We start from the raw sequence: 26,098 nt of genomic DNA on the forward strand, positions 1-26,098 counted from the left end.
GCACAGATCCGTACGTGCGGAACTACCGCATACGGCTCCTGCCTCAGGTACGTGTCGCGAAGCGTTCCTCTGGTTTCGATTCGTGGCGTACTTCACAGTTTCTGCCCGAACCGTCAAGGCTGGCCATAAAGCAATGCGTCCAGTTCATCATGCTGCGGCGAGAGATCGAAGAGCTTGGCTGCCAGTTCCTGGATATGTTGCGACCACGCAACCTTCTCCACCCACTCCGGCGGCATGCCGGACACGCCGTACAGCGCACCCGCCAACTGGCCGGCGGTGGCCGCGACACTGTCGGCATCATCGGCAAGGTTGGCGGCCAGGAGGATCGCGTCCTTGAAGTTGTCGGTGTTCCATACGGCCCACAGTGCCGCTTCCAAGGTATCGATGACGTAGCCGGAGGAGCGGATCTGTTCGCGGCTCTTTTGCTTGTACTCGCCCGCATTGATGATCATCGGGCGAGGCCGCAACGAACGCACCGCTGGGGCCAGGGCCTCTTCCTTGTCTGCACCATTGAGCGCCAGATGCAGCTGTGCCGCAAACAGCTGACAGCAGTTCACTGCCTCGTCGGCGTTGTGGGTCACGCTGCTTTGCGTGACGCTTTCCCACCAGCTTGCCGACAGCGAGTGCCGGCGGAAGATTGCCGTAGGCGCAAGGCGGATGATGGAGCCATTGCCAGCCGTCGAGGGGTCATAGTTGCCTTGCCAGGTAATACCCTCGCGCAGCCAGCCTTCAAGGGCATTGCGCGTGGCATTGCCGATATCGAAACAACGACCGTTGGCACTGTTTTCCCCGCGCCGGTACCAGCGGACCAAGGCATCTGCGTAGGTGGCGTAATCGAACTTGCCCTTGCTCACATACGTGTCTGCCAGGCACAGCGCCATGCTGGTGTCATCAGTCCACTCACCCGCAACGAGGTTGAACGGGCCACCCCCGACCATGTCGCTCACCTGCCCCCTGTCGCGGGCCTGGAACTCGAGCGTGGTGCCGACCGCATCGCCGATGGCCAGGCCAAGCAGCGCGCCCTTGGCGCGGTCCAGTGCCTGCTCCGCGGTCAATGTGCAGGCCCTGGAGTGCAGCCAGCTTGGCTTGACCGCCGGCGCCGCCAGTGCATCAGACTGCAAGGTGGAGTCCATCCGCTGCTGCAACTGCCGGGAGGGCTCCGGCGACAGATGCGCATAACGTCGCACGTAGTCGGCCAGCAATGCGTTTGAGCTTCTTAGATCGATCATGGGATTTCTTTGAGAATGAATTGGGTAACGGAGCCATTGGCGTATCAACGATACCATTGCCTGCGGTCGAGGCCTTGATGATGCCCATCCAGTCAGGCCCCCTGGGCCTCTCAGCCTTCCAAGGCTGCGCGGGTGACATTGCCGATGTCGAAGCAACGGCCGTTGACGCGGTTTTCACCCTGCCGGTACCAGCGCACCATGGCATCGGCAAAGGTCCAGTGCCTGGTCCTGTGATAACGTGCTGAACCTGTTGTTCAGCCATGCCGGTTTGATCCGCGGCAGCCAGGGAATGCTCAGGCACACATGAAAGACCATCCCGAACTCTACGTAAGGTCCCCTATTCTTTTCCGGCTTACGGCCATCGGTCTGATGCTGTCCATGCTCGCCATGGGAGCACTGGCGGTGTACGCCTTATGGACAGATATCGTGCCCCTCTACGGCCGGATCTACCGTAATGCGCCGGTCGTGGAAACACCACTCAAAGCTTTCTTCATGATTGCATTCATTCCCCTGGGGCCTTGCCTGATCGTTGCCAGCCTGATCGCCGCATGGACCGGTCGAAAGTTTGACCCACCAAAAACCTCTTGGCTGCATGGGTTCCAGCTACGCTCGCTGCAACTGACAGTTGTGCTGATGGTTATCGTTGCTCCGACAATGATTGCGCTGACCACAGCCACGCTTTCGGCAAAGGACTACTGGTCGTGCCCGAAGCTCAGGATCTCGGGCTCCGGTTGGCAGATGTTCTGGGTCAACGATGAACGGGTGTGCTTCAAGCCGGATCATTACATCAACGACAATTGGCCATGCAAGGCAATCGATGGCAGAGACGTTTGCGTACAGGTCGATGGTCGTTGAGTTGGATGAAACCGGCTGCGCCGGTGTTCGCGGGCAGGCTGCCCGCGAATGCGGTGGCGGCTGTGACGGTGAATGACCAGGGATAGTGGCCGGCAGGTCCGGCCTATTCGCGGGTAAACCCGCTCCTACGGGCATCGCGCTAGCTATTAGATTTTGAACAATACAGTTTCCCCGCCGGACGCGACGAAACCGGTCGCATTGCCATCATCCTGACGCGCTTCCCCACCACGCTGCACGCACGCGGCCGGCGCACAAAATGAGAACTGATTCACTTTTTGAAAAAAACTTTTGTCGCCGATTTTCATCGCTTTCCAGCCCCTTTCGTACCCAGTCTTTAGGGCTTGAGCCCCCATCTCCTGCGCCCAAGACACGCTGTCAATATCACAGCGCCATTATTGCGCAGCGTCACAAAACGGGGAAAAAATCGCCCCCCTCGCCGGAACTTCTTCCGCAGCGAGGTGCCCTACTCGGCATTGCTGGCAACACAATATTCATATGCCAGCACCCAAATTCGCTGCAGCCGAAAGGCGATTTTTCAGGTCCACGCCACCGGCGTTTCAGGACGATCAAGCAGGCACATGGACGATGCACCAATGACACAGACATTCGATGTCGAAGCACTGATCAAGCTGCGTAGCCAAACGCGGGCGATCTCCGATGCGCTGAAGGCGCAGGCGGCGGATTACCTTGCCACCGTGGCACCGCTGATCCGTCCGCAAACCCTGTTTGGCGAATACCTGCAAGGCGCACAGCGCAGCAGCGGACGCGAAACCCAGGGCCACTTCCAGGCCCTGGTCGAACTCTACGAACGTATCGGTTCGGCCGCGCCGTTCCAGCTGGTCACCGAGCTGGAAGTACCGCTGAACCTGATCAGCACCACCCCCGAACTGTTCCCGCTGGAATACGACAAGACCCTGGAACACAGCGGCCAGGTCATCCGCATCACCAGCCCGACCCGCTGGGTTGTGGGCTTCCACGCCTTCGACCTGGCGCGGTTTCGCAATGTCATCAAAGACCCCAACCGCAGCAGCGCCGAGCTGTACCGCTTCGTGGTGCACTACCTGGTGCTGTTCTACTGCCTGAGCAAGTCGCCTGGCCTTGGCCGACTGTTCGAGGGCTTGCGCTACGGCCTGAGCTTCGAGCGCCTGAAGGGCTTTGGCGACCTGCCGTTCTGCGTCATCAGCTCGCCGGTGCGCTCGGAACTTCCCGACGACTCGGTCATCCGCAGCAGCACGCAGATTGCCGGCAACACCAGCTTCGAAGAACTGGTAGGCCGCGACAACATCCTGGAAATGAACGACGAAATCCGTCAGCGCCTGCTGCTGACGATCGAAGGACTGTAACGCGCAGCGCCCGGTACCGGGCCGCGCAATGATTCGCAGCGAATTGCTCGCACTGGAGAACACGATGGCGAAGAAGGAAAGCACTCAGCACAAACTCGACCGCGTTCGCGCGCCTCGGGTCCATATCACCTACGACGTGGACATCGGCGATGCCATCGAGAAAAAGGAGCTGCCCTTCGTCGTCGGCGTACTGGGTGATTTCTCCGGCAACCCGCTGGAGCCGCTGCCCAAGCTCAAGGACCGCAAGTTCGTGTACATCGACCGCGACAACTTCAACGGTGTGCTCAAGGGCATCAAGCCACGCCTGACCTACCGCGTCGACAACACCCTGGCCAAGAACGGTACCCAGCTGGGCGTGGAGCTGAACTTCAACAGCCTCGAAGACTTCGAGCCACAGAACGTGGTCAAGCAGGTCGAGCCGCTGCGCAAGCTGCTGGAAGTGCGCAACAAGCTGGCCGACCTGCGCAACAAGATGGGCGGCAACGACAAGCTCGAAGAGCTGCTGATGGATGTGCTGCAGAACACCGAAAAGCTCAAGACCTTGGGCAAGGAATTCGGCCGTGAAGCCGAAGTGAAAGACCCGTCCAGCGACGATCGCGCCTGAGCAGGAGCCCGAACATGACCGACAAGCAAACCGCACCGCAACAGGCCGGCGACCTGGTCGAAGTGGAAAACTTCGCACCACAGCCCTCGCTGCTCGACAGCATCATTTCGCAAAGCCGCGTGGCCCGCTCCGACACCGAGCGCAACCGCACCCGCGACCTGATTGGCGAACTGGTGAACCAGGTGCTCGAGGGTGAGATGACCCCGAGCAAGGACCTGATCGCCGTGCTCGATTCGCGCATCGCCGAAATCGACGCGATGCTCTCCGAGCAGATGAACGAGATCATGCACGCCCGCGAGTTCCAGCAGTTGGAAGCCTCCTGGCGCGGCCTGAAATACCAGGTAGACCAGACCGAGACCAGCACCACACTGAAGATCCACCTGCTCAATGCCTCGAAGAAAGACCTGGTACGCGACCTGAAGGCCGCCAGCGAATTCGACCAGAGCGCACTGTTCAAGAAGGTCTACGAAGAAGAGTACGGCACCTTCGGTGGCGCACCTTTCGGCATGTTGATCGGTGACTACGAGTTCAACCGCAACCCCGAAGACATGTACCTGCTCGAAGAGATCTCGCACGTCGCGGCGGCGGCGCACGCGCCGTTCATCTCGGCCGCTTCGTCCGAGCTGTTCGGCTGGGACTCGTTCACCGAGATGTCCGGCCCGCGTGACCTGGCGAAGATCTTCGACACCGTGGAATACGCCAAGTGGAAGTCGTTCCGCGCCTCGGAAGACTCGCGCTACGTCGGCCTCACCCTGCCCCACGTGCTCGGTCGTCTGCCGTATGGCCCGGATACCACCCCGGTGGAAGAATTCAACTTCGTCGAAAGCGTCGATGGCCGCGACCACAACAAATACCTGTGGATGAACGCCGCCTACGCCCTCGGCACCCGCGTCACCGACGCCTTCGCCCGCTACGGCTGGTGCGTGGCCATCCGCGGCGTGGAAGGCGGCGGCCTGGTCGAAGGCCTGCCGACCCATACCTTCAAGACCGACGACGGCGAAATCGCCCTCAAGTGCCCGACCGAAATCGCCATCACCGACCGCCGCGAAAAAGAGCTGTCGGACCTGGGCTTCATCCCCCTGGTGCACTGCAAGGGCACCGACTATGCCGCGTTCTTCGGCACCCAGTCGGCGCAGAAACAGAAGCAGTACAACACCGACATCGCCAACGCCAACGCACGCCTGTCGGCCCAGCTGCAATACATCTTCGCCACTTCGCGCATCGCCCACTACATGAAGGCGATCATGCGCGACAAGATCGGCAGCTTTGCCTCGCGCATGGATGTCGAGCGCTTCCTCAACCAGTGGCTGGCCAGCTATGTGCTGCTCGACGACACCGCCAGCCAGGAGGCCAAGGCCAAGTTCCCGTTGCGCGAAGCGCGCGCCGAGGTGTTCGAAGTGCCCGGCAAGCCAGGCGTGTACAAGGCCGTGACCTACTTGCGCCCGCACTACCAGCTGGATGAACTGACCGCCTCGCTGCGGCTGGTTGCCGAGCTGCCACAGGGCGCGCGCGGCTGACAGGCCGTTGTGTACAGGGATGACACATGAGTAACCAGGCCCGCCTGCTGCCCTCGCTGCTCGACCGACTGCTGGACGACCGTCCCTACCAGTCGGCCGAGCCCGCAGCGCAGCGCACCTGCTCGCTGGCCGAGTACAAGGCCAGCATCGTCCGCGACCTCGAAGTCCTGGTGAACACCCGCCAGTCCCTGGTCGCCGAAGAGCTCGACGGCTTCAGCCAGCTCGGTGGTTCCATCCTTGAATACGGCATGCCGGACTTCATCAGCCGCAGCGTGCTCGACCCGCACGATCGTCGCCTGATCCAGCAACAGCTGGAGCGGGCGATCAGCACCGGAGACCGGCGCTTTCGCCGGGTCCGTGTTCAGCTGTTGGCCCAGCAGAACGGCCATCGCATGTTGACCTTCCGCGTGGACGCCGTATTGCGTCTGCAGGACATCAGCCGCCAGGTGTCATTCGACGCCGTGCTGCAGGTCAACACCCAGGAATACAAAGTGCAGAACCTCAACTGATGCTCGACGAACTGCTGCCCTACTACGAAAAGGAACTGTCGCACCTGCGCTTTCTCGGCCAGGAGTTTGCCGCGCAGTACCCGAAGATCGCTTCGCGGCTGCTGATCGAAGGCGACAACTGCGAAGACCCGCACACCGAGCGCCTGATCGAGGCGTTCTCGTTCCTGTCTGCGCGGGTGCACAAGAAGCTCGATGACGAGTTTCCGGAAATCGTCGAATCCTTCCTCGAGGTGCTGTACCCCCACTACCTGCGCCCTACTCCGTCGATGTCGATTGTCGAACTGAGCCTGGGCAGGCACGAGAAAGTCACCGAAGCCTACCGCGTGGCGCGCCATACCGAGATGCATGCCAATCCCGTGGAAGGCGTGGTGTGCAAGTTCCGCACCTGCTACCCAGTAGAGTTGTGGCCGATTACCGTGCAGCAGGCCTCGTTCACGGAAATGGAACGTTCGGCCTTCAACGGGCACAGCGCCGACCTGGTCGCTCGTCTGCGCATCCGCCTGGCAGCCACTGGCGATGCCCTGTTCGGGCAGATGGACATGAACCGCCTGCGGTTCTTCCTCGACGGCGAAGCGACCCTGATGCTGCAGCTGTACGAGCTGCTGTTCAACAACCTGGCCAAGGCCACGCTGAGCTTCGACGACCAGGGCCGCCGCCGCGAAGTGGCGCTGCCGGCCGATGCCCTGAACACCGTGGGCTACGCCCGTGACGAAGGCTTGGTGGACTACTCCGAACGCTCATTCCTGGGCTACCGCCTGCTGCACGAGTATTTCACCTTCCCCGACAAGTTCATGTTCTTCGACCTCAGTGGATTTGCCCGCATCCTGCAGGGCAAGGCCATCGAGCAGGTAGAGGTCAACTTCTATTTCTCCGACTATGACCTCAGCGAGCGCCTGGCGCGGCTGACCCAGAACATCGGGCGCAACAACTTCAAGCTCAACTGCACGCCGATCATCAACCTGTTCCGCCAGCAGGCCGAGCCGATCAAGCTGACCCACACCCAGCACGAATACCCGGTCACCCCTGATACACGGCTGCACAACGCTGCAGAAGTGGTCTCGATCGACCGGGTACGGCGGGTGCGCAAACTCGGCGGTATCGACCAGGTCGCCACCTGCCAGCCGTTTTTCGAACCCCGGGGCGAGCAAGACCCACACAGCAGCTTCTGGGTTGCGCGCCGGCGAAACCAGGGTGACGCCACTGCCATGAGCATCCGCGTGGTCGACCGCGATCTGGAACTGATCGACGCCAGCAGCGACACCCTCAGTATCGGCCTTACCTGCAGCAACCGCGACGTGCCGCTGATGCTGCCGTTCGGTGGGGAACGGGGCGATTTCACCATTCCCGCCAACTCGGTGATCAAGGATATCCGCTGCCTGCGCAAGCCCACCGCCACGGTGCGTGTGCCCTTGGGCAAGGGCCTGATCTGGCGGTTGATCGCCCACCTGTCGCTGAACCATCTGTCGCTGGTCAGCCAGGGCCGGGAAGTGCTGCTGGAGCTGTTGTCGCTGTACAACTACCGCAATGTTTCCGCCATTCGCAAACAGATCAACGGCATCAAGGCGATCAGCAGCGAACCGGTGGTCGCGCGCATCGGCCACCCGCGGCCAAATTTCGTGCGCGGCGTCGGCATCACCCTGACCCTGGACGAAAGCCAGTTCATCGGCAGCGGCGTGTTTCTGTTCGGCAAAGTGCTGGACCACTTCTTCGGCCAGTACTGCTCGATGAACAGCTTCACCCAACTGACCCTGCGCACCCAACAACGAGAAAAGAGAGTCGTACAATGGCCAGCACGCACCGGCGATCAGCCCCTGGTCTGATCGATCAGGCCCGAGCCGAGCCGCACCGATTCGAATTCTTTCAATTGGTGCGCCTGCTCCGCCTGCACTACAGCCGCACCGGGCGCATGGACCTGGCAACCCGGCCGCACGAAGACCCGCTGCGTTTTCGTACCCAGTTGTCGCTGGCGTTCCCGGCCAGCGAGGTCAGCGACCTGCACTTCGAGCGCGAAGGCAAGGTGTCGCCGGCCGGCTTGCCGCTGTCGGAAGTGCAGGTCACCTTCATGGGCCTGGTCGGGCCGTCGGGCGTGCTGCCACGCCCGTACACCGAGCTGCTGCTCGAGCGCCACGTGCAGTATCGCGACGATGCCGCCCATGCGTTTCTCGACATCTTCTCGCACCGCATGACCACGCTGTTCTACGAGGCCTGGCAAAAATACAAATTCCACATCGAGCACGAGCGCAATGGCACTTCGGGCTTCGACGGCTACCTGCTCAACCTGGTTGGCCTCGGGCCGCGCGCCCAGAAGCTGAAGTTCGAAGAGCAACCGTCAGCATTGCGTCGTGAGCTGTTCAGCTATTTTGCCGGCCTGCTCAGCCAGAAGCCGCGCAATGCGCTGAACCTTGAACGCATGCTCGGCTTCTATTTCTCGCTGCCTATCAAGGTCCAGCCGTTCGCCGGGCGCTGGCTGCACCTGCAGCCCGAACAATGCACCCAGCTCGGCCGCCGCAATGCCCAGCTCGGCCACAGCGCCGTCGCCGGCAACCGGGTCTGGGACTACCAGTCGTGCATCCGCATCGAGCTGGGCCCGCTGAGCCTGGCCGACTACCAGCGCTTCCAGCCGGGCACCGCCTGCTACCGCAAGCTGGTCGAGCTGGTGCGCTTCTATATAGGTGCCGAGCTGGATTTCGAAATTGCCCCGCGCCTCAAGCGCGAGGCGGTGCCACGCGCCCAACTGGGCCGCAGCGGCAATGTCGCCCTGGGCTGGCTGGGTTGGCTCAAACGCCCGGGTCGTGACGCGGAGCCTTCGCGTTGCGCCGTCTTCCACATTCCTTACGATGGGGTCGCCTTGTGAACCTGAAGTCTCTGTTCGCCAAGCTCAACGAAACCAGCCGCACGGCCACCGAAAGCGCGGCGGCCCTGTGCCTGTCCGAGCACCATTACGACGTGGAAGTGGAGCACCTGCTGCTGCAATTGCTCGACAACAACGACAGCGACCTGGCGCCGATCCTGCGCCACTACGAGGTCGTCGCCGAACGCCTGCAAGCGCAGCTGGTCACCGCCCTGGGCACCTTCAAGAAAGGTAATACCCGCACCCCGGCGCTGTCGCCGCACATTACCCGCATGATCGAGCAAGCCTGGTTGCTGGCCTCGATCGAATACGGCGTAGGCCAGGTGCGCAGCGCTCACCTGCTGCAGGCTCTGCTTGACGATGCTGAACTGCGTCGCGTGGTGATCGCCTCTGCGCCGGAGCTGGAAAAAATCAACGCCGATGACCTGCGCGTGAACCTTGCCGCGCTGGTGGAGGGTAGCGCCGAGTCCAGGCAGGCCAGCCCGCTGGCCAGCCCAGCGGCGCCAGTGAGCACGTCGAGCAAGGCCAGCGGCAAGACCCCAGCGCTGGACCAGTACACGGTCAACCTTACCCAAAGCGCCCGCGAAGGCCGCATCGACCCGGTGCTGGGCCGTGAGTTCGAAGTACGGCAGATGGTCGACATCCTCACCCGCCGCCGACAGAACAACCCGATCCTCACGGGCGAAGCCGGGGTCGGCAAAACCGCCGTGGTCGAAGGCCTGGCGCTGCGCATCGCCCAGGGTGACGTGCCGGCGGTGCTCAAGGACGTTGCCCTGCACACCCTCGACCTGGGCCTGTTGCAGGCCGGCGCCGGGGTCAAGGGCGAGTTCGAGAACCGCCTCAAGGCTGTGATCGAAGAGGTCAAGCGCAGCCTGCACCCGATCATCCTGTTCATCGACGAAGCCCACACCCTGATCGGCTCCGGCGGCCAGGCCGGGCAGAACGATGCCGCCAACCTGCTCAAGCCGGCCCTGGCCCGTGGCGAGTTGCGCACCATCGCTGCCACTACCTGGGCCGAATACAAGAAGTACTTCGAGAAGGACGCCGCCCTCGCCCGCCGCTTCCAGGTGGTCAAAGTGGAAGAGCCCGACGAAGACAAGGCCATTCACATGCTGCGCGGCCTGCTCGGCAAGATGCGCGAGCACCACAAGGTGGCGGTGATGGACGAAGCGCTGGTGCAGGCGGTACGCCTGTCCAACCGCTACATCACCGGCCGCCAGCTGCCCGACAAGGCGGTCAGCGTGCTCGACACAGCCTGCGCGCGCATTGCCCTGGCGCAATCTTCGCTGCCCGGCGCACTGGAAGACTGCCGCCGGCAGATCGACAACCTGCAAGCAGAAATCGGCGTGCTCGGCCACGAAGCCGGCAAGGGGCACGACCATGCCCGCCGCCTGGAAGCGCTGCAGGCTGCCCTGCAGGCCGAGCAGCAACAAGAACAGCAACTCAATGCCCAGTGGCAGCAGGAGCTGGAGCTGGTCGAACAGCTCAAGGCGCTGGACGCCGCCAACGATGCCGACGCTCAGCAGCTCAATACCCTGCGTGCCGAGCTGGCGCGCGTGCAAGGCGACCAGCCACTGGTCCATGCGCTGGTCGACAGCGGCGCCATCGCCCAGGTCATCAGCGGCTGGACCGGCATCCCGCTGGGCAAGATGCTGCGTGACGAAATCGATACCGTGCAGCGCCTGCCGGCCCTGCTTGGTGAACGCGTGCTGGGCCAGGACCACGCCCTGCACGAGATCGGCAAGCGCATCAAGATTTCCCGAGCGCGCATGGAAGACCCGAACAAACCGATTGGCGTGTTCCTGCTGCTCGGCCCCAGCGGCGTCGGCAAGACCGAAACCGCCCTGGCCCTGGCCGACACCTTGTACGGCGGCGAGCGCAACCTGATCACCATCAACATGTCCGAGTACCAGGAGGCCCACACCGTGTCGAGCCTCAAGGGCTCGCCACCCGGCTATGTCGGCTACGGCGAAGGCGGCGTGCTGACCGAGGCGGTGCGCCGCAAGCCGTACAGCGTGGTCTTGCTCGACGAGGTGGAAAAAGCCCACCCCGACGTGCTGGAACTGTTCTTCCAGGTGTTCGACAAGGGCGTGCTGGACGATGGCGAGGGCCGCGAAATCAATTTCCGCAACACGGTGATCATCCTCACCTCCAACACCGGCACCGAGCGCATCATGCAGACCTGCCTGAACGCCACCGAGCTGCCGACGCCCGAGGCGATCGTCGAGGACCTGCGCGACCAGCTCAACCATGTGTTCAAGCCGGCCTTCCTCGGTCGCCTGAGCATCGTGCCGTTCTACCCGGTGCAGGACCAGATCCTCGAGCGCATCGTCGCCCTCAAGCTCGAACGCATCGCCAAGCGCTTCGCCCGCAACCACCAGGCCGAGCTCAGCTATGACCAGGCGCTGGTCAAGGCCATCGCCGCGCGCTGCACCGAGGTCGACAGCGGCGCACGCAACATCGACAACATCCTGTCCCAGACCCTGATGCCCGAACTCGCCCAGCGCGTGCTCGAGCGCATGGCCCAGGACGCGCCGATCCAGCACCTTGCGATCGAGCTGGGCAGCGATGGCGATTTCGCCTATCGCCTGGCCTGACCAGTACCCGGAGGTTTTGCCGTCATGCAACACAAGCACATCGTCCTCAAACGCCTGACCGCAGCCGCCTTGCTGGTGGCGCTGGCCGGCTGCGGGGTCACCGACCGTATCGGCAAGCGCATGGAAGACAGCTGGGCGGCCGACATGCTGGCCGACAGCGAAAAGGTCATCCTGACCTCCGACGGCGGCAACCAGCTCAACCCCGACGCCGAGGGCAAGCCGCTGTCGGTGGTGATGCGCGTGTATCAGCTGACCGACCTCGAGCGCTTCGCGGCTACCGATGCCGAGACCCTGTGGGACGCCCCGCAAAAAGCCTTGGGCAACACCCTGGTGGAAACCCGCGAGATCACCCTGCTACCTGGCATTGGCCAGATCGACCAGTGGCCGCTGGCCAAGAACGCGCGCTACGTCGGCGTGGCGGCGTTCTTCCGCGATGAGCAGGACGCGCGCTGGAAAGTCGCCTTCGACGCCAACTCGCTGCGCAAGGACGGTATCTGGTTCTCCTCCGACGGCCTGCGGGTGCTGGTGGACAACACCGAAATCAGCGCCATGCGGGGCGTGGACGTACTGAACAAACCGCCGACCGCCGACCAGCTGGCCGCTGCGCAGAAGGCCAAGGATGCCGACGCGACCCTCACCGACAAGGTGCAGGACGCGGCCATCGACAAAGCCACCGACGCCGCCAGCCAGTCGGCCAGCAACGCCATGGATTCAACCTTCAATTCTTTAGTGGATAGCGTCAAATGAGCAAGCAGAGCCGGGTGATGTGGTCGGAAGGCATGTTCCTGCTGCCCCAGCACTTCCAGTATCAGGACGAATTCCATCAGCACCAGTTGGCTGAGGCGACCCTGCGCAGCACCCCTTTCCATTGGGGGGTTCAGGCGCTGCAGGTGGACGAGGACGCCCTGGTCAATGGTTCACTGCAGCTCAAGCGCCTGAAGCTGGTGTTCCCCGATGGCAGCCTCTACGACGCGCCGCAGCACGATCCGCTGCCGGCCGCGCGCGACCTCAAGGACCTGCTCAAGGCCAACGACCTGAAGGTGTATGCCGCGCTCAAGCTGCCCGAGCCATTCGGCCTCAACTACGTCGAGGATGGCCACGAACACAAGGCCGCACGGCGTTTCCGCAAGCAGTTCGACACCCTGCCCGACCTTAATGAAGGCGAGCTGGAAAACGAAATCACCAGCTTGCGCCTGAACGTCGTACTGCTGGTCGACGGTGACAGCCTCGACGGTTACAGCCACTGCCCACTGGCCAAGCTGACACGCAACAGCATGGGCGGTTTCAACGTTGACCCACATTTCGTCCACCCCACCTTGCACCTGGGCAGCCACGAGACCATTGCCGGCATCGGCAAGCGCCTGCTCGGCGCCCTGCAGGCCAAGAGCAAGGCGCTTTCCGGCCGACGCCGCGAGCGCGCCGACCAGATCGCCGAGTTCGGCTCCAGCGATGTGACCCTGTTCTGGCTGCTGAACACGGTCAACCGTGCCCACCCGCAGCTGGCGCATCTACTGGCCCACCCGCGCCTGCACCCGGAGCGCCTGTACCTGTTCCTGGCGGACCTTGCCGGCGGCCTGCTGACCTTCACCCTGGACACCCAGCTCAGCGACATCCCCGAGTACGACCACCACGACCCGGCCGCGTCGCTGGTCAAGCTCGACGAAATGATCCGGGTGATGCTCGACAACGTCGTGCCCAACCAGTGCATTGTCATCAACCTGACCCAGACCAAGCCATCGCACTGGCAAGGCCAACTGCACGACCCGCGCCTGGCCGAAGCCGACTTCTATATCGCCGTGCACGCCGACATGCCCGGCGCCAGCCTGCTGGAGCTGGTGCCCCGTGCCTTCAAGGTCGGTTCGCCGGAAGACATTGAAGTGGTGGTCAACAGCGCCATGCCGGGTGTCACCCTCAATCATGCCGCGCGGCTGCCGAACGCGATTCCGGTGCGCCTGGACAACCAGTACTTCGCCATCGAACCACACGGCACTGTGTATGAGCGAATGATCAGCGCCCAGGCCATCTGCTTCTATGCGCCCAGCGCCTTTACCAACCTCAAGCTTGAACTGATGGCGGTGCTCAAATGACCGAAGCCGTACTGCAACAGGGCGCCGTCCCGGCCGCCAGCGACAAACCGACGCTCAAGGACCTGGTCCAGGACTTCATCAGCATGGCGTTGATCGTACGTCGCGGCCGCCAGGTCACCTCGGTGCAGGCCTTCGAAGGTAGCGTCGAACGCTTCTTCGCCAACCTGGAACGTGATGCCCGTGCCGCCAACTACAGCGTCGAGCAGGTCAAGGACACCCAATACGCGTTGTGCGCCTTCCTCGACGAAAGCGTACTGCGCTCGGACGACAACGCGCTGCGTCGGCACTTTGAACTGCAGCCGTTGCAGTTCCGCTATTTCGGCGTGCACCTGGCCGGCGAAGGCTTCTTCGAGAAGGTCGATGCGCTGCGCGCCGACGTCAAGCAGAACATCGACGTGCTCGAGGTCTACCACCTGTGCCTGGCACTGGGCTTCGAGGGCAAGTTCAGCCTCGGCCAGAAGGACCAGCTGCGTTACCTGGCCAATACCCTGGGCCAGGATATCGCCCGCTACCGCAAGGCGCCCAAAGCCCTGTCACCGGACTGGGCACTGCCCGACCAGGTGTCGCAGATGCTGCGCCATGAAGTACCGCTGTGGGTGTATCTGGCGCTGATCGCGTTGGTCTGCGTCGCCGTGTACCTGACGCTGGACTGGTTGCTGGACAAGGACGTCGCCGCCCTGTCCGAACAAATCCGCCAGCTGTTCAGTGCCTGAGCACATACCAGGTAGCCGAGTCAGGAAGACATGAAAACATTACTGCGTCTGTTGAAAAGTTTCTGGGTGCTGCTGCCATTGCTGTGGCTGGCTAGCCTGTTGATTTGCTGGCTGGCCGCGCCGCTGGTGCCGGGGCTGCGTCATCACGTGCCTGAAGCGCTGGCAATCATCAGTGCCTGCTTCCTGCTGGTAATCGTGCTGCGCCAATACCAGCGCATTCGTGCCGAACACAACCTGGAGAACCTGCTGCAGATCGAGGTCGACCGCTCGTGGAATGCCACTGGCGAGTTCCGTGACCAGCAGGTGCTGCGTGAGCGCCTGAAGCACGCCATCGCCATGCTGCGCACCGACCGCTCCGCGGGTGGCGGCGGCAAGGCGGCGCTGTCCGACCTGCCCTGGTACCTGGTGGTCGGCATGTCGGCGGCCGGCAAGACCTCGCTGCTGACCCATTCCGGCCTGTCGGCCAGCATCGCTACGGCCAACGACAGCGAAAGCGGTACCCAGCACTGCGACTGGTACTTCAGCCCCGACGCCGTGATGATCGACACCGCCGGGCGCTACCTGCGCGACGACCAGTCGGCCAGCGAGTTCTCGGCCTTTCTGCGCATGCTGCGTAAGCAGCGCGGCAAAGCGGCGATCAATGGCCTGGTCCTGGTGGTCAGCCTGCCCGAACTGCTGGCGGCCAACAGCGATGAGCGCAATGCCCTGGCGGCCCAGCTGGTGGCCCGGGTGGAAGAATACGCCGAATGCCTCGATGCCAACCCGCCGGTTTACCTGATGCTGAGCAAGACCGACCAGTTGCCGGGCTTCAGCCAGGCTTTCGACGGCCTCGACCTGCACGAACGCCAGCAGCCGCTGGGCATGACCTTTGGCCTTTCGGAAATCCGCACCAACGGCCTGCACGCCGTGCTGCAGACGCGCCTGAAGAAACTGCAGGCTCATATTCGCCAGCACGTCGACGCACAGATGATCGCCCTCGGTGCCGAGGCCGACAGCACCCTGCTGAATTTCCCGCAGTACTTCGCCGCCCTCAGCGGTGTGCTCGAGCAATTCCTCGACCACTTCACCCGCGGCCATCGCGGCGGTGCCCCGCTGCTGCTACGTGGCCTGTACTTCACCAGTGCACTGCAGAACGGGCAGCAACTGGGGCAGGTCTATGAAGACGTCATCGCCGACGAATTCGCCCTGCAGGCCGCCTACGATGAGCAGGCCGGGCACGTCGGCAAGGCCCTGGGCAACCGCAGCTACTTCATCACCGACACCTTCCGCCAGGTGATCTTCCCCGACCGCGACCTGATCCTTTACCAGTCGCGCCTGGGCCGCCAGGCTGCGTTCAGCCCGCTGCTACTGGGCCTGGCCGCCGCCACCGGGTTGCTGTTCATCGGTTGGCAAGCGCTGTCGTTCGCCAATAACCGCCAGTGGCTGGACAGCCTGCGCGGGCAGCTGGCGCACATCGAGCAGGCAGCAGACCGCGAGCAGCAGCTGGCCGCAGGCAAGGGCCTGGAAGTGCTGCGTGAACAGATGGCCAACGTCGAGGCCCATCGCCTGCAGGGAGTGCCCTTGCAGTTGGGTGGCGGCCTGTACCAGGGCGAGGCGATTCACCAGGTGACCCGCAGCGCCTACCTGGCGCAGCTGCGCAGCCAGGCGCTGGAACCGATCGCACGCAGCCTGCAGGTGCAGATGCGGGCGTTCAACACCTTCGCCAACGGTATCAATCAGGAGCTGGAATTCACCCCGCCCCCGCAGCCGAAGAAGCGCAATGGCAAGCCGCTGGCCCCTGCCATTGCGGCCAGGGCTCAGGCCGCGCTGGGCAACACCCGCGCTGGCGCCTATGCCGTCAAGGTCAACCTGGCCACTGCCAGCGATGGCGCCGAGCTGTCCGCCGCCACCGGTGGGCTGTCACTGTCCGAAGAAATGCTCGGGCGCCTGGACGAGCAGCAGGTGGCCTCGATCATCGAGGCCTACAACACCCTCAAGCTGTACCTGCTGCTGACCGAGCCCCAGGCCCATCCAGACCCGGCCTTCGTCGCTGCCAGCCTGCCACAGGCGTGGGCCAGCGCCGCCGCCGAAGGCACCCCGGCCGACGCTGGCGTGATCGCGGAAAATGCCCCGCTGTACGTGCAGTTGCTGGAACAGGGGCAGGCGCCGTCGTTGCCGCGCAACGAACAGCTGATCAACGAAACCCGGCAGAACCTCAAGTCGTTCATGATCTCCAGCTCGCTGGTCGATCGCGAGTACCTGCGCCTGCAGCTCGAGTCGAGCCGGCAGTTCCCGGCGCTGAGCCTCAACGACCTGGTCCCGCAACCAGGCCGCGCGCTGCTGTACGGAACCGCGGGTGTGCCGGCGATCTACACCCGCCAGGGCTGGGACACCTTCGTCAAGCCCGAGCTGATCAAGCTGGTGTCGGGCAACCTGCGCAACGAGTCGGACTGGGTGCTGGACGGCGAAGGCGGCGATGCCCTCGTGCAGAAGGCCAACTTCGTGCGCGAGTTCATGACCCGCTACAAGCGCGACTACACCCAGGCCTGGTACAAGATGGTCAGCAGCGTTGGCGTGCGCCACTTCGCCGACCTGGCCTCGGCGACCCGGGAACTGGGGCTATTGAGCGACGTACAGAACTCGCCAGTGAAGAACCTGCTGCAGGCGGTCAACGACAATACCCAGTGGGACCTGCCGGTCAAGCAAGCCATCCCGGCCGCCGGCACCAGCCGCGATGACGGCTTCTGGAGCAAGGTCACCGGTCTGTTCGACGCCAACGACACCCTGCCTGCCAACGTCGCCCCGGCCCTGCCGGCGGTGGACGACGGCAGCCTGGCCAAGCGCTTCGAGCCGGTGGCGCGGGTGTTCGCTGAAAACAACGCCGAAGGTGCCGACAGCACCATCATGGACCGCTACCTGGCCGCCTTGCGCAAACTCAAGGTGCGCATGAACAACATCCAGCGTTCGCAGGATGTGGGCAAGAGCAGCAAACAGTTGATCAGCGAGACCCTGGAAGGCCAGCCGAGCGAAATCACCACCGTGCGCAACTACGTGGAAAGCAGCGTCGACACCAGCCAGGATGGCCTGTCGCGCTCGCTGCAGGGGCTGTTCAGCCTGCCCATCCAGTATGCCTGGGCGACCCTGCGCGACCCAGCCGGCGAGCAGATCGCCAAGGCCTGGGCGCAGCAGATCGCCAAGCCCTGGGAGCAGGTCATGGCACACCGTTACCCGATTGCCGGCAGCAGCCGCAACGAGGCTTCGGTGAAAGACCTGCAACGGTTCGTGGATCCCGACAGCGGCCTGCTGCCGGCCTTCAAGCGCAACGAAATCGGCAACCTGGCCGGTGGTGAAGGTCTGGGTGTGGGCGATGGCAAGGGGCCGGCGCTGGTCAACCCTGGCATGCTCAACAGCATCGACAAGGCCAGCTCCGTGGGCCAGGTGATCGCCAGCCTGTCGGACCGTGACAACGGCTTCGAAATCATGCTGGAACCTTCAGCCAACTTCACCGACATCGTCTTCACGCTCGATGGCCAGGAGCAGCACTACCGCAACGGCCGCAGCAGCTGGAACCGCTTCGCCTGGCCGGGCACCAGCACCGCGCCGGGCGCGCGCCTGGACGTCGTCACCCTGAGCGGCACACGGGTCACCGTGTTCGATTTCCCAGGGCGGTGGGGCCTGCTGCGCATGAACGAGAGCGCTCGGGTCGACGACCTGGACGGCATTCAGCAACGCTTCAGCTGGAACACCGCCAGCGGCCGCGTAAGCCTTGTCGTGCGCAACTTCGGTGGGGTCAAGCTGACCGATCTGGGTGACGTCAAGGCCCTGAGCGCCCTCAACAGCAGGGGCGCGCAATGATCGGTTGCTTCGGCAAGCTGCCGTCGAGCGCAGATTTCGTCAGCCTGCATGGGGCGGCGGAAGAAGTCTGCGAGTTCGACGCCTGGTTGCAGTCATCGCTGGCAGCCATGCGCTACCGCGATGACTGGCAGGCGTTGTTCGACGCGCTGCCGATGTGTTTTTTCACCTACCGCGCACGCAACGGCAACTGGCTACTGGGTGGCCTGCTCAGCTCGCGCGATGCCAGCCAGCGGCGCTACCCGTTCTTCATCTTCCAGCTGCTCAAGGGCGATGACAGTACTGGGCTGGTCAACCCGTTCACGCTTGGCGAGCTGTTCAGCGCGCAGATCAAGCCGATGCTGCACCAGGCCGTGCAAGGCGCCGACTGCGCCCGCCTGTTCGAACGGATCAAGGCCTTGCGCCCGCTGCAGGGCCAGGACCTGGACCTGTTCCGCCGGGTGCACGCCAAGTTCCTGCATGATTTCAGCTTCACGGATGTGGCCCGTGCCCTTCATGGGTCCTGGCCAGGTTTCGACAGTGCCACTGCCCTCGCCCACCTGCAGCTCGGCCGTGCCTCGCTGCTGGGCGACTTTGCAGGCGGCATCGAATTGCCGTTGCCGGCCGAACGTGGCCTTAAAAACCCCACTGCCGACCTGTGGCTGACCTGGCTGGCCCGCATGAGCGAACACCGAGCGCTGCCGGCAGTGAGCCTGTTGGCCGACGACTTCATGCACCCGCAGCTGTACTGCTTCCCGGCGCGCCACGCCAGCTGTGCCTACCGCCTGCTCAGTGGCTGTGCCGACCCGCGCCAGCACCTGGAGTTGCTCAGCCCGCTGACAACGGTGCCACGGCTGCACGATTACGACCGCCCCCTTGAACATGTCATCGACCAGTTCGTCGATGCACTGGATGCGACGCCTGTATGAACAAGCTCAAGTACTACTGCCTGCGCTACCAACCCTACCTGCTGGGCGTGGCGTTCTTCCTGGCGATTTTCCTGGTCTGGGCCATCGGCCGAGCCTTCGGCTTCGCCTCGCTGCACAGCCTGCTGGCCGGGATCGGCGTGTTTCTGCTGCTGTCGGCGGGCTATGTACTGCTGCTGTACCGCGGCGTGGGTCAGCACCACAACCTTGAAGGCCTGCTGCGCGACGACGCCGACCAGGCTGTACTCAGTGCAGCCCCGGCCGACCGGGAAGAAGTCAGCCTGTTGCGCGAGCGCCTGCTGCAGGGCATCGAGCGCCTGCACAGCAACAAGCCGCGCGGTACCTCGAACAAGGATGCACTGTATGCCCTGCCCTGGTACCTGGTCATTGGCCAGCCTGCCGCCGGCAAGAGCACGATGATCCTGCAGTCGGGCCTGAACTTCCCCTATGCCGAGCGCGAAGGCGTGCGGGTCGCGGGCCTGGGCGGCACGCGCAACTGCGACTGGTTCTTCAGTTCTGAAGCGGTACTGCTGGACACTGCCGGGCGTTACATGAACAGCCCCGAGGAAGCCGGCAAGTGGCGCGGCTTTTTGCAACTGCTGCGCCAGCATCGCCAGCGCCGCCCCCTTAACGGCTTGATCGTCAGCGTCAGCATCGCCGATATCCTGCATGGCTCGGTCGAAGACCAGGAGCGCGTGGCCAAGCGCCTGCGCGAACGCATTCAGGAAAGCTGCGCGCTGCTTGAAGTGCGCCTGCCAATCTACCTGGTTTTCACCAAGTGCGACCTGATCCCTGGTTTCACCGCGTTCTATCGCCAGCTGGACGACGCCGCGCGTGGTGAAGTGATGGGTAAAACCTTCTCTCACAAGGGGTACGAGCAAGCCGACTGGGGCCAGCGCTTCAGCAATGCGATGGACGAGCTGACCCGTTACTGGGGGCAGATGGCGAGCCAGCAGCTGGTGCAGCAGGACATACAAGTCACTCGGCAGAACAACGCCGCCTACCGCTTCCCGCTGGAGCTGGCCGCGCTCAAGCCGCGCCTGCATCAGTTCGTCGACAGCCTGCTGCGTGCCAACCCTTACCAGAATGCCGAAATGCTGCGCGGTTTCTATTTCACCGCGGCGCTGCAGGCCGACGAGGCTCAGTGGGGCTGCCACGGCCAGCATGTGGCCGAACGCTTCGCGCTCGAACACGCAGAAGGAACGGGCACTGCTGGCAGCCAGCCGGCGCCGCTGTTCATCAACAGCCTGTTCCGCAAAGTGATCATTCCCGACCAGCATTTGGTGGCGCTGTACACCAGCAACCACCGTGAACGCCGGCGCAAGGCCGGGTGGGTGGGCGCTGCCGGCCTGGCGGCACTGGTGCTGTGCAGCCTGTGGGGCTGGTCGTACCTGAACAACCGCGCCACCCTGGCCAGCATTGCCGACGAACTGGCCCAGGCCAAGGCCGACGACCAGGCGGCCAGCGGCCAGTACACCGCCTGGCGAAGCCTCGACCGCTTGCGCTTCTGGGCTGCTCACTACCATGAGCAACACCACGCAAAGGGCGTGCCCCTCGGCATGCGCCTGGGCCTGTACCAGGGCCATGAGGTCGAGCCGCTGCTGCGCAACCGCTACTTCGCCATGTTGCAGAACGTGATGCTAAAGCCCACGGCCGATAATCTGACCCGCACCCTGTACCTGCTGACCACGCTCAAGGTCTACCAGCGCAACACCCGTGAGCTGCAGCCAGTGAGCGGCATTGACAGCGTAGAGGCCGAGGCGCTGCCCCATGACAACCGCGCCCAGTCGATCGCCAATTTCGGAAAGGCGGCCCTGGACACTTACGTGATGCTTTCTCCGGGCCAGCGCGAGCATGCCGACCCGGCGTTTCTCAAGGCGCACCTGCCGGACTACTGGTACCCGGCCATCGCCCGCCATACCGGCAAGAGCATGGCCGCCGCTGGCAGCGAGGCCGGTGGCAACCAGGACTACCTGTATGCCAGCCGCCAGATCACGTTCTATAGCGACCAGATCCGTGAGCCAGATGTACCGCGCATCCTCGACAACGCCTTCCTGATGTCCAGTTCGCGCAACTACATCGACAGCCTGCGGGCCCAGTCACTGCGTGCGATCGAGACCATCACGCTGGAATCCGACACCCTGTTCGCCTTCGGCCGCGCCGACTTCCAGAGCCTGAAAAACGAAGGCCAGCATCAGCTGAGCGCAATTGCCAGCAAGCTGCTGAACACCCCGAATATCGGCAAGATCATCATCTCGGGGCACGCCGACCAACTGGGTGACAGCCAGGGCAACCTGCAGGTTTCGAAACAACGGGCGCAAACCATCCGCACCTATCTGGTTGGCAAGGGCGTACCTGCCGAGCTGGTGGTCGCGCAGGGCGAAGGCAGCCGCAAGCCATTGGTCAACTGCGACATGCAACAACCGCGAACGCAGTTGATCAAGTGCCTGGAGCCCAACCGCCGGGTGGAAATCGAAGTGCGTGGGCTTAACTGAGCCACGCCGCAATAACCGGTCGCTGGGGCCTCACAGGATGAGGCCCGGGCGGCGGCAAGCTACCTCTGCCGGCACGCCCGGCGAGGTCAAAACCAAGGGGCGCATGAGCAACCCTTTACATGTTGTTAATGGAGAGTTTCACAATGGCATTTGACGCGTATATCCAAATCGACGGCATCCCAGGCGAAGTACTGGATGAAAAACACAAGGACTGGATCGAAGTGCTGGGCTACGAGTACGGCGCCACCCAGGCTACGTCGGCAACCGCCAGCTCTTCGGGCGGTGCGTCCTCCGAGCGCGTTGCCCTGAGCGACTTCAAGATCCGCAAGGCAGTCGACAAGGCATCGGCCAAACTGTTCGAACACTGCTGCACCGGCAAGCACATCGCCAAGCTGAAGCTGAACGTGAACCGCGCCGGTGGCGACAAGGTCACCTACCTGACCATCGACATGGAAGAAGTGGTGGTCTCTTCGGTCAGGTTTGTCGCCGGTGGCAACCAGAGTGGTGAAGACAAGGCGGTCAGCGACCTGCCAGTTGAAGAAATCAGCTTCAACTTTGCCCGCATCAAAACCACCTACACCCAGCAGAACCGCACCGACGGCCAGGCCGGCGGCAACATCGTAGGTGGCTGGGACCGCACCGCGAACAAAGTGTTTGCCTAAGCACGTACCGAACCATGGGCCGCTTCGGCGGCCTGTGTTCCGCAGCGCGCCGGGTTTTCTGGCGCGCTGTTCATTAGCCATGTCCAGAGTGTTCTATGCCTGAAATTCTCAATGACCTCTCGCTGGCCACACTGGTCGCCCCTATCGAGGGTGGCAGTGGTGAAGACTTGAGCTTCTCTGCCTTGTTCGACCAGATCAAGGAGGCACGCCGGGCGGACCCTGACTACCTGACCCAGGGCGACTGGCAAACCGACTTGAAGACTGCCGACTGGGAGCAGGTGATCAACCTGTCGGCTCAAGGGCTTGCGCAGCAAAGCAAAGACCTGATGCTGGTGGCCTGGCTCTGCGAGGGGCTGGCCCAACGTGAACACTTCGAAGGCATCACCTTTGGCCTCGAGCTGACCGAACAGCTCCTGGTTGCGTTCTGGGAAACGCTGTATCCCACCCTCGAAGACGGCCTGGACGAGCGCGCGGCGCGACTGTCCTGGTTGAAGACCACGCTCACCGACATTGCCGGTGGCTTGCCCATTATCCAAGGGCAGCATTTTGGCGTGTTGCGCTATGACGAGTCACGCCATGTAGAAAACCTCGCCTTGCAAAACCCCAAGGCAATGCAGACAGCGCTGAACGAAGGCAAGATCAACGCCGAGATCTTCCAGCGCTCGGTAGCGCTTACCGACACCGATTACCTGCGCGCCAAGGCCCAGCAGATCGCTACCAGCCTGAATGCATGCAAACGCCTGCAGGCCAGCGCCGACCGCCTGTTCGGCCACGAGGCGCCCAGCTTTGCCAGCCTTGCCGACATGCTATCGCGTGCCAGCCAGCTGGCGGAAAAACTGCTCAAGGACCGCGGCGTAGAGCTACACCCCGCCATCCCGGAGGAAGCACAGCCACAGGCCACGGGCGCCAACCTCCACGAAGCAGGTGAGCCGATGAATGCCACGCCCCCGACGACCGCGCCTGCAGCCCTGCGCACCACCCCGCTGACCCGCGACGAGGCATTCACCATGCTTGCGGGCATCGCCCAGTACTTCAAACAGAGCGAACCGCAAAGCCCGGTACCCTACCTGATCGAACGCGCGATCAAGTGGGGCAACATGCCGCTGGAAGGCTGGTTGAGTGACGTGATCAAGGACAACAATGTGGTGGACAACATCCGCGATGTGCTGGGCACCCGCTAGGGGCTGCAATAAAAGCCTTGAGACGGACGTCAGGTAAGGCGAAGACAGCCGGCGCCCTGCCACCCCACCGGCTCCATCGGGTAGATTCCTTGACTGCTGCCCACGCAAGGGCGCTGCAATTGCTGTTAACTTGAGCGCACTGCTCAGCTTCAGACAAGGACTGCTTCATGCCTCCAAGCCCGACCACCCCAAGCGGTTTCATCCGCGTTCGTGGCGCCCGCGAGCACAACCTGAAGAACATCGATGTCGATATCCCCCGCGATGCCTTGGTGGTGTTCACCGGCGTGTCCGGCTCGGGCAAGTCCTCGTTGGCGTTCTCCACGCTGTATGCCGAAGCCCAGCGGCGTTATTTCGAATCGGTGGCGCCCTATGCCCGGCGCCTGATCGACCAGGTTGGCGTGCCGGATGTCGATGCCATCGACGGGCTGCCGCCGGCGGTGGCCCTGCAGCAACAACGCGGCACGCCGAGTGCACGTTCCTCGGTGGGTAGCGTGACCACCTTGTCCAGTTCGATCCGCATGCTCTATTCACGCGCAGGCCACTATCCGGCCGGGCAAGCGATGCTGTACGCCGAAGACTTTTCTCCGAACACGCCCCAGGGCGCTTGCCCGCAGTGCCATGGCCTGGGCCGTGTCTACGAGGTGACCGAAGCGACCATGGTTCCCGACCCGTCGCTGACCATTCGTGAGCGTGCGGTGGCGGCGTGGCCAATGGCGTGGCAAGGGCAAAACCTGCGCGACATCCTGGTCACGCTGGGCTATGACGTCGATATCCCTTGGCGCGACCTGCCTCAGGCGCAGCGCGACTGGATCCTGTTCACTGAAGAGACGCCCACCGCCCCCGTGTATGCCGGCCTGACCCCGGCGCAGACCCGCGAAGCGCTCAAGCGCAAGCTGGAGCCCAGCTATCAAGGCACGTTCATGGGTGCCCGGCGTTACGTGCTGCATACCTTCATGCACTCGCAGAGCGCGCAGATGCGCAAGCGTGTGGCCCAGTACATGCACCCCAGCCCCTGCCCGCTGTGCCAGGGCAAACGCCTGAAGCGCGAAGCGCTGGCCGTGACCTTCGCCGGGCTGGACATCGCCGAACTGTCGCACCTGTCGTTGCAGGCGCTGGCTGAGGTGTTCCGCAAGGTGGCGGCAGCCGACTACCTGACCCGGCAGCAGGACGAGCTGACACTGGAAAAACGCCTGGCGGCCCAACGTATCGCCAAAGAACTGCTCGAACGCATTGATACGCTGCTTGACCTCGGCCTCGGTTACCTGGCCCTGGAGCGTAGCACCCCGACCTTGTCCTCTGGTGAACTGCAACGCCTGCGCCTGGCCACCCAGCTGAATTCGCAGCTGTTTGGGGTGGTTTACGTACTCGACGAGCCGTCGGCCGGCTTGCACCCGGCCGACAGTGAAGCGCTGTTCGAAGCCCTGCAGCGCCTGAAACAGGCTGGCAACTCGGTGTATGTGGTGGAGCATGACCTGGACACCATGCGCCGCGCCGACTGGCTGGTGGATGTAGGGCCAGCTGCCGGCGAACACGGCGGCACCATCCTCTACAGCGGGCCGCCCGCCGGCCTGGCCGAGGTGCAACAGTCATGCACCCGCACCTACCTGTTCGATGCCCCGGTACAGGCCACACGCGCCCCCCGCCAAGCACGCGACTGGCTGAAGCTTGAAGGCATCACGCGCAATAACCTCGATAACCTGAGCGCCGCATTTCCGCTGGGCTGCTTTACCGCCGTTACCGGTATTTCCGGCTCGGGCAAATCCAGCCTGGTCAGCCAGGCCCTGCTGGAACTGGTGGGGGCACACCTGGGCCATGCCGAGCAACCTAGCGAGCCCGAAGCGCAAAGCCTGGAAGACGAACCTGAACAGACCAGCAGCGGCCACGTAAGCGCCGGGCTTGGCAGCATCAAGCGGCTGGTGCAAGTTGACCAGAAGCCGATCGGCCGCACGCCGCGCTCCAACCTGGCCACCTACACAGGCCTGTTCGACCACGTGCGCAAATGCTTCGCGGCGACCGAGCAGGCCAAGGCACAGGGCTTCGACGCCGGGCGCTTTTCCTTCAACGTTGCCAAGGGCCGGTGCGCCAACTGCGAGGGAGAGGGTTTCGTCAGCGTCGAGCTGCTGTTCATGCCCAGCGTGTACGCGCCCTGCCCGACCTGCCAGGGTGCCCGCTACAACCCCGAAACCCTGGCGGTGAGCTGGCAAGGCATGAACATCGCGCAAGTGCTGCAGTTGACCGTCGACCAGGCCCTGCAGGTTTTTGCCGAGCAACCGCCTGCCCGCCGTTGCCTGCAGGTGCTGCAGGATATCGGCCTGGGCTACTTGCGTCTGGGCCAACCGGCCACCGAGCTGTCCGGTGGTGAAGCGCAGCGGATCAAGCTGGCGACCGAGCTGCAGCGCATGGCCCGCGGGGCGACCCTGTATGTGCTGGATGAGCCCACCAACGGCTTGCACCCGCAGGACATCGACCGGCTGCTGGTACAGCTGAACCGCCTGGTAGAAAGCGGGCATAGCGTGGTGGTGGTCGAACATGACATGCGAGTGGTGGCGCAGAGCGACTGGGTGATCGATATCGGGCCGGGGGCTGGCGATGCCGGGGGCAAGGTGGTGGTCAGTGGCACGCCGCAGGTGGTGGCGGCATGTACCGACAGCCGCACGGCCGCGTTTTTGGCCAAGGCCTTGTGAGCCTTGCGCATTGACTCAACGGAAATTGCTGTCGT

General features: G+C 63.5%; 19 protein-coding genes. 17 read left to right on the forward strand and 2 right to left on the reverse strand.

What is annotated here, in order from left to right:
* Positions 1–113: 113 nt before the first annotated feature.
* Complete coding sequence (gene tri1, locus KW568_RS15500; protein ID WP_029887847.1) at positions 114–1,229, reverse strand: ADP-ribosylarginine hydrolase Tri1; 1,116 nt, start codon at positions 1,227–1,229, stop codon at positions 114–116.
* 303 nt (positions 1,230–1,532) lie between these two features.
* On the opposite strand from tri1, the gene KW568_RS15505 reads away from it, so the two are divergent.
* A complete protein-coding gene (locus tag KW568_RS15505) occupies positions 1,533–2,084 on the forward strand; it encodes a hypothetical protein (RefSeq protein WP_003248365.1) in 552 nt (183 codons plus the stop codon).
* A 146-nt stretch (positions 2,085–2,230) separates the two neighbouring features.
* Here KW568_RS15505 and KW568_RS15510 read toward each other — a convergent pair whose 3' ends face one another.
* Positions 2,231–2,389 (reverse strand): hypothetical protein, encoded by a 159-nt coding sequence (locus KW568_RS15510; protein ID WP_003248363.1) that lies wholly within the window; start codon positions 2,387–2,389, stop codon positions 2,231–2,233.
* Between the two features lie 288 nt (positions 2,390–2,677).
* Between KW568_RS15510 and KW568_RS15515 the strand changes: the two genes are divergently transcribed.
* The 16 genes from KW568_RS15515 to KW568_RS15590 all read left to right on the forward strand — a co-directional run bounded on the left by KW568_RS15515 (position 2,678) and on the right by KW568_RS15590 (position 26,063).
* The gene (locus KW568_RS15515; protein WP_028697263.1) at positions 2,678–3,427 is read left to right on the forward strand and encodes a hypothetical protein; all 750 of its coding nucleotides are present in this window, start codon (positions 2,678–2,680) and stop codon (positions 3,425–3,427) included.
* 64 nt (positions 3,428–3,491) lie between these two features.
* Positions 3,492–4,031 carry a type VI secretion system contractile sheath small subunit gene (gene tssB / locus KW568_RS15520; protein ID WP_003248358.1) on the forward strand — a complete coding sequence of 180 codons (540 nt, stop codon included), beginning with the start codon at positions 3,492–3,494 and terminating at the stop codon, positions 4,029–4,031.
* 14 nt (positions 4,032–4,045) lie between these two features.
* Complete coding sequence (gene tssC / locus KW568_RS15525) at positions 4,046–5,548, forward strand: type VI secretion system contractile sheath large subunit (protein ID WP_003248356.1); 1,503 nt, start codon at positions 4,046–4,048, stop codon at positions 5,546–5,548.
* 26 nt (positions 5,549–5,574) lie between these two features.
* Positions 5,575–6,057 (forward strand): type VI secretion system baseplate subunit TssE, encoded by a 483-nt coding sequence (gene tssE, locus KW568_RS15530; RefSeq protein WP_003248355.1) that lies wholly within the window; start codon positions 5,575–5,577, stop codon positions 6,055–6,057.
* Positions 6,057–7,877, forward strand: coding sequence for a type VI secretion system baseplate subunit TssF (gene tssF / locus KW568_RS15535; RefSeq protein ID WP_004576637.1), 1,821 nt, complete (start codon positions 6,057–6,059; stop codon positions 7,875–7,877). The genes tssE and tssF overlap by 1 nt, the downstream gene beginning before the upstream one ends.
* Entirely contained in the window at positions 7,841–8,911 is a 1,071-nt protein-coding gene (gene tssG / locus KW568_RS15540; RefSeq protein WP_003248350.1) for a type VI secretion system baseplate subunit TssG, read from the forward strand. Before tssF ends, tssG begins: the two co-directional genes overlap by 37 nt.
* Positions 8,908–11,505, forward strand: a complete 2,598-nt coding sequence (tssH, locus tag KW568_RS15545) for a type VI secretion system ATPase TssH (protein WP_003248348.1) — start codon at positions 8,908–8,910, stop codon at positions 11,503–11,505. Before tssG ends, tssH begins: the two co-directional genes overlap by 4 nt.
* Before the next feature lie 24 nt (positions 11,506–11,529).
* Positions 11,530–12,252, forward strand: coding sequence for a type VI secretion system lipoprotein TssJ (gene tssJ, locus KW568_RS15550; RefSeq protein ID WP_004576638.1), 723 nt, complete (start codon positions 11,530–11,532; stop codon positions 12,250–12,252).
* Positions 12,249–13,592 carry a type VI secretion system baseplate subunit TssK gene (gene tssK / locus KW568_RS15555; protein WP_004576639.1) on the forward strand — a complete coding sequence of 448 codons (1,344 nt, stop codon included), beginning with the start codon at positions 12,249–12,251 and terminating at the stop codon, positions 13,590–13,592. Before tssJ ends, tssK begins: the two co-directional genes overlap by 4 nt.
* A complete protein-coding gene (gene icmH / locus KW568_RS15560; protein ID WP_004576640.1) occupies positions 13,589–14,305 on the forward strand; it encodes a type IVB secretion system protein IcmH/DotU in 717 nt (238 codons plus the stop codon). Before tssK ends, icmH begins: the two co-directional genes overlap by 4 nt.
* Positions 14,306–14,335: 30 nt before the next feature.
* Entirely contained in the window at positions 14,336–18,139 is a 3,804-nt protein-coding gene (locus KW568_RS15565) for a type VI secretion protein IcmF/TssM N-terminal domain-containing protein (protein WP_004576641.1), read from the forward strand.
* The gene (tagF, locus tag KW568_RS15570; protein WP_003248338.1) at positions 18,136–19,044 is read left to right on the forward strand and encodes a type VI secretion system-associated protein TagF; all 909 of its coding nucleotides are present in this window, start codon (positions 18,136–18,138) and stop codon (positions 19,042–19,044) included. The genes KW568_RS15565 and tagF overlap by 4 nt, the downstream gene beginning before the upstream one ends.
* On the forward strand, positions 19,041–21,536 hold the full coding sequence (gene tssM, locus KW568_RS15575; RefSeq protein WP_004576642.1) for a type VI secretion system membrane subunit TssM: 2,496 nt from the start codon (positions 19,041–19,043) through the stop codon (positions 21,534–21,536). The genes tagF and tssM overlap by 4 nt, the downstream gene beginning before the upstream one ends.
* A gap of 143 nt (positions 21,537–21,679) precedes the next feature.
* Positions 21,680–22,198 (forward strand): type VI secretion system tube protein Hcp, encoded by a 519-nt coding sequence (locus KW568_RS15580; protein WP_003248334.1) that lies wholly within the window; start codon positions 21,680–21,682, stop codon positions 22,196–22,198.
* A gap of 95 nt (positions 22,199–22,293) precedes the next feature.
* Positions 22,294–23,379, forward strand: a complete 1,086-nt coding sequence (gene tssA, locus KW568_RS15585) for a type VI secretion system protein TssA (protein WP_004576643.1) — start codon at positions 22,294–22,296, stop codon at positions 23,377–23,379.
* 167 nt (positions 23,380–23,546) lie between these two features.
* Entirely contained in the window at positions 23,547–26,063 is a 2,517-nt protein-coding gene (locus KW568_RS15590) for an excinuclease ABC subunit UvrA (protein WP_004576644.1), read from the forward strand.
* The last annotated feature ends 35 nt before the right edge of the window (positions 26,064–26,098 follow it).

This window comes from Pseudomonas sp. HD6515 (genome assembly GCF_024971855.1).
Classification (GTDB): domain Bacteria; phylum Pseudomonadota; class Gammaproteobacteria; order Pseudomonadales; family Pseudomonadaceae; genus Aquipseudomonas; species Aquipseudomonas alloputida.